At 63.7% G+C, this 4069-nt stretch carries 4 protein-coding genes and 1 pseudogene; 1 reads left to right on the top strand and 4 read right to left on the bottom strand.

All coding sequences use genetic code 11. The annotated features are described in order from the left end of the window. A pseudogene (locus ENZ75_RS23705) lies at positions 1-432 on the bottom strand (hypothetical protein); the annotation flags it as partial. A 237-nt stretch (positions 433-669) separates the two neighbouring features. Here ENZ75_RS23705 and ENZ75_RS23700 point away from each other — a divergent pair. Continuing rightward, entirely contained in the window at positions 670-1671 is a 1002-nt protein-coding gene (locus tag ENZ75_RS23700) for a KpsF/GutQ family sugar-phosphate isomerase (protein ID WP_024502733.1), read from the top strand. Positions 1672-1675: 4 nt separating this feature from the next. On the opposite strand, the gene ENZ75_RS23695 is transcribed toward ENZ75_RS23700, so the two are convergent. The 3 genes from ENZ75_RS23695 to ENZ75_RS23685 all read right to left on the bottom strand — a co-directional run. Beyond that, on the bottom strand, positions 1676-2140 hold the full coding sequence (locus tag ENZ75_RS23695) for an NfeD family protein (protein ID WP_013529725.1): 465 nt from the start codon (positions 2138-2140) through the stop codon (positions 1676-1678). Positions 2141-2151: 11 nt separating this feature from the next. Next, positions 2152-3102: an SPFH domain-containing protein gene (locus ENZ75_RS23690; RefSeq protein WP_013529726.1), complete on the bottom strand. Its 951-nt coding sequence runs from the start codon at positions 3100-3102 to the stop codon at positions 2152-2154. Positions 3103-3221: 119 nt separating this feature from the next. Further along, positions 3222-4069: FAD-binding oxidoreductase (locus ENZ75_RS23685; protein ID WP_164887959.1), on the bottom strand; the 848-nt coding region annotated here is incomplete at its 5' end.

The raw sequence follows: 4069 nt of genomic DNA, 5'->3' as shown, positions 1-4069 counted from the left end.
GTCCTTGGCTTGGTCAGCCGCATTCTGCCTGGCGGCCGATGAGCGGCGGCGCGGCTTGGGCGGCGCCGCAGTGTCGACGGACGTGTCGTCAGTGGCTGCCGGCGGGTCAAAGAGGCTGCCGGTCGCGGTGGCGTCGCCAGTGTCAGCGTCGTCAGGCACGGCACCGGCGCTGGCCGGCAGATAGGTGCGGGCCGGCGCGTTGTCCTGCGCGGCGTTGGCCGGCTGTTGACCCTGCGCTGCCAAGGCCAGCTGTCTCGCCTTGCGCTGCTGGTCGGACAGGATCGCCGATTCCGAAACTTCGCCGCGCAGTTCGGTTTCCTGGGCATGGAGCGCCGTTGGGCGCAGCAAGGCAAACATGCTGGTTGCCAGCAGCAAGGCGCAGACCGCCTTGCCCCCACGTCCCGTCGAATTTTCTGGCTGGACCCCGGACATCGCCACCACTGCTTGCGCGGCGCACGCGCGCCATACTTACCGAACCGTAAATGGGGATGGTTAACGGAGGGTTGAGGCAGCGGCCCGTCAGCTGCCTGAAGCGCTGATTTCCAAAGGGATTCATACCGCGTGCGTTTTCTCGCCTGCCGTCGTCTGAACCACCGCACACGTTCGGGCGATATGCCTGGGGCCATTTCCGTTGGACAGCGCGCCGGCAAAGCGCTAATCGCATCAGCCATGCATGCGGGATCCCTGGATAAGAAGCCTTTGGACAGGCAAGCCTCGATCGCTTCGGCGCTGAGGACGGTGGCGACAGAACAGGCCGGTGTCGCAGCCCTCGCCGAGGCGCTGGAGAATGGGCTGGCCGCGCCTTTCGCCCAGGCGGTCGAGATGATCTCGGGGATTGAAGGCCGGCTCATCGTCACCGGCGTCGGCAAAAGCGGCCATATCGGTTCGAAGATCGCCGCGACGCTGGCCTCGACCGGCACGCCGGCTTTCTTTGTCCATCCCGCCGAAGCCAACCACGGCGATCTCGGCATGATCGCCAGGGACGACGCCATCATCGCCATGTCGTGGTCGGGCGAAAGCAAGGAACTGATGGGCATCGTCGCCTATTCCAGGCGCTTTTCCATTCCGCTGATCGCCATCACCGCCGGAGAGACATCGGCGCTGGCGCGGGCGGCGGACGTGGTGCTGCTTTTGCCGCGCGCTCCGGAGGCCTGTCCGCATGGCCTGGCGCCAACGACATCGACGCTGCTGCAACTGGTGATGGGCGACGCGCTGGCGATCGCGCTGCTCGAAGCACGCGGCTTCACGCCGGACCATTTCCGCACCTTTCACCCGGGCGGCCAGCTCGGCGCCAATTTGACGCAGATCCGCGAGATCATGCATGTCGGCGACAGGCTGCCGCTGGTGGTTGCGGGCACCGGCATGCAGGACGCGATCCTGGAACTGTCGCGCAAAGGGTTTGGCTGCGTCGCGATCACCGATGTCGACGGTGCGCTGGTCGGCATCATCACCGATGGCGACATCCGCCGTCACATCGGCAGCAATCTGCTGGCGATGACGGTGGATCAGGTGATGACAAGAGGTCCGAAGACCGCGACGCCGGACACGCTGGTGGCAACGGCGCTGCAGACGATCAACAATTCAGCCATCACCAGCCTGATGGTGGTGGAGGGCCGGAAACCAGTCGGCCTCATCCACCTGCATGATCTGCTGCGTATCGGCGCCGCCTGAACGTTCAGACCGCCTCGACGGTCAGTTCCAGATCCGTATCGGCCGCACCCGTCACGCGCACTTGCGTGCCGGCCGGCAGGTCAGGGCCGGAGACACGCCACAGTGTGTCGCCCAGCTTGATGCGGCCGCGCCCGTCACGGATCGGTTCGGCAAGTGTCGCCATCCTGCCGACCATCTGCGCGCCGCGCCGGTTGAGCAGCGGCTGATCGGTCGGGTCGTTGCGGCTGCCGACCAGCTTCTTGCCGACATAGGCCGAGACCAGCGACAGCGCCAGGAAGGCGAGGACCTGGACCTGCCATGTCCAGAAGCCGGTGTCCCAGATCAGCAGCGACACAGCGCCGATGATCAGCGCGGCGATGCCGATCCACAGCATGAAGATACCCGGCGCGATGATTTCCATCACCAGCAGGACGAAACCGAGAACCATCCAGTTCCACGGGCCGAGTTCGGAAACGATGCGGTCGATCATTGGTTTCGACCTCAGTTGTCGGTTGGGCGAACGACCGGCGGGCGCGCGGCCTGCCTCTGCGAGCCGGTCGTGCCCTCGCTGCGGAAGACTTCCTTGGCGATCTCGCCAATGCCGCCGAGCGAACCGATCAGCGACGATGCCTCGAAGGGCATCAGCACGATCTTGCTGTTGGTCGCAGTGCCGATCTTGCCCAACGCTTCGGTGTATTTCTGGGCAACGAAGTAGTTCAGCGCCTGCACATCGCCTTTGGAGATCGCTTCCGACACAACCTGGGTGGCGCGGGCCTCCGCCTCGGCCGAACGTTCGCGCGCCTCGGCATCGCGGAAGGCGGCTTCCTTGCGGCCTTCGGCCTCGAGGATCTGCGACTGCTTGAGGCCTTCGGCGGCAAGGATCTGGGCGCGCTTGTTGCGTTCCGCGGTCATCTGCCGGCCCATCGATTCGATAAGGTTGGCCGGCGGGTTGATGTCCTTGATTTCGACGCGGGTGATCTTGATGCCCCACGGGTGGGCCGCTTCGTCGACGACGCGCAGCAGGCGCTCGTTGATGGCGTCGCGGTTCGACAGGAGTTCATCGAGATCCATCGAACCCATGACGGTACGGATGTTGGTCATCGTCAAATTGAGGATGGCGTTCTGCAGGCCGGAAACCTGGTAGGCGGCCTGAGCGGCGTTGAGGATCTGGAAAAAGGCGATGCCGTCGACACCGACAATGGCGTTGTCGCGGGTGATGATTTCCTGGCTTGGAACGTCGAGCACCTGCTCCATCATGTTCATCTTGGCGCCGATGCGGTCGATGAACGGGTAAATGAAATTGAGACCCGGGCTCAGTGTCTTGGTGTAACGGCCAAAGCGCTCCACCGTATAGTTGTAGCCTTGCGGGATTGTCCTGATGCCTTTGATCAGCAGCACCAATACCAGAAGGGCAAGTGCACCAACCGCAATATCGAAACCACTGAAATCCATTTGGCTCTCCCTCAGACGAAGGCCGCACAAGCCATTCTCGCGCGGCCGACTTCACCAAAGACTTAAGTGTGTTTCAGATGCGTTACAATCAGGTGATGACGGATTGTTTGCGGGTGCGATCAGCGGTTGAAGGCAAACAATCTTGCATCCGTGTCCTCCAGCCCGTTGATCGAAGCCGGGACAATCTCGGAAGCGATCTGCGAGAAGGTGATGCCGTTGCCGCCGTAGCCCATCACTGCATAGATGCGCGGGTGGCGGGGAATGGCGCCGATATAGGGCAGGCCGGTGGTTGTGGTGCCGAACGAACCGGTCCAGGCAAAATCGGGCCTGGTGTCGAGATGCGGAAATACCAGGCCGAGCTCCTCGGCGATGCGTGTGCTCTTGTCGGCGATCAGCTCGTCGCGCCGCGCTTCGTCGACAAAATCCTCGTCCTCGCCGCCGCAAATGACCCGGCCGTCGATCGTCGTGCGCATATACAGATACGGCTCCGACGCTTCCCAGATGAACGCTGCGTCCGGCCAGAGCTTTCGCGGTTGCGGGCATGTTGCGATCGCCCATGTCGAGATGATCCGGTGGGCCGCGGCCGGCACGATCTCCACAAGTTCGTAGCCGGTGGCCAGAACAACATGTCGCGCGGTTATGGTCGGGCCATCCCTGGTCGCGACGACAACAGCTTCGGCGCTATCCTCGATCACTGTCGCGTCGACGGGGGCGTAGAAGCGAGCCTTGCGCTGAAGGGATTTCAGCAGCAGCCCAGCCGTCAGCTTACGCGGGTCGAGCGCGATGTTGCCGTGGCTGAGAATGGCGCCTTCGCGGTCGATGCCGAATGTCTCCGCCAGCGGCGCCGGCGTCAGATAGGTCGCGGCGATGCCGGCTAGCCGCCGTGCCTTGGCCTCGTCGCGCAGTTCCGACGGACCAAGTATCGTGCCAGACAGATAGAGCGACGGCGCCCGGCTCAGGCCACAGT

The sequence above is a fragment of the Mesorhizobium sp. M7A.F.Ca.CA.002.04.1.1 genome (assembly GCF_004022805.1).
GTDB lineage: Bacteria > Pseudomonadota > Alphaproteobacteria > Rhizobiales > Rhizobiaceae > Mesorhizobium > Mesorhizobium ciceri.
Note: the sequence above shows the minus strand (reverse complement) of the source record. Positions and strands in the feature narration are given on the sequence as shown.

What these genes read in the sequence shown, in the direction of transcription:
- ENZ75_RS23700 (WP_024502733.1), top strand. Translation starts at nt 670, where the DNA reads ATGCATGCGGGATCCCTGGATAAGAAGCCTTTGGACAGGCAAGCCTCG.
- ENZ75_RS23695 (WP_013529725.1), bottom strand. Translation starts at nt 2,140, where the DNA reads ATGATCGACCGCATCGTTTCCGAACTCGGCCCGTGGAACTGGATGGTT.
- ENZ75_RS23690 (WP_013529726.1), bottom strand. Translation starts at nt 3,102, where the DNA reads ATGGATTTCAGTGGTTTCGATATTGCGGTTGGTGCACTTGCCCTTCTG.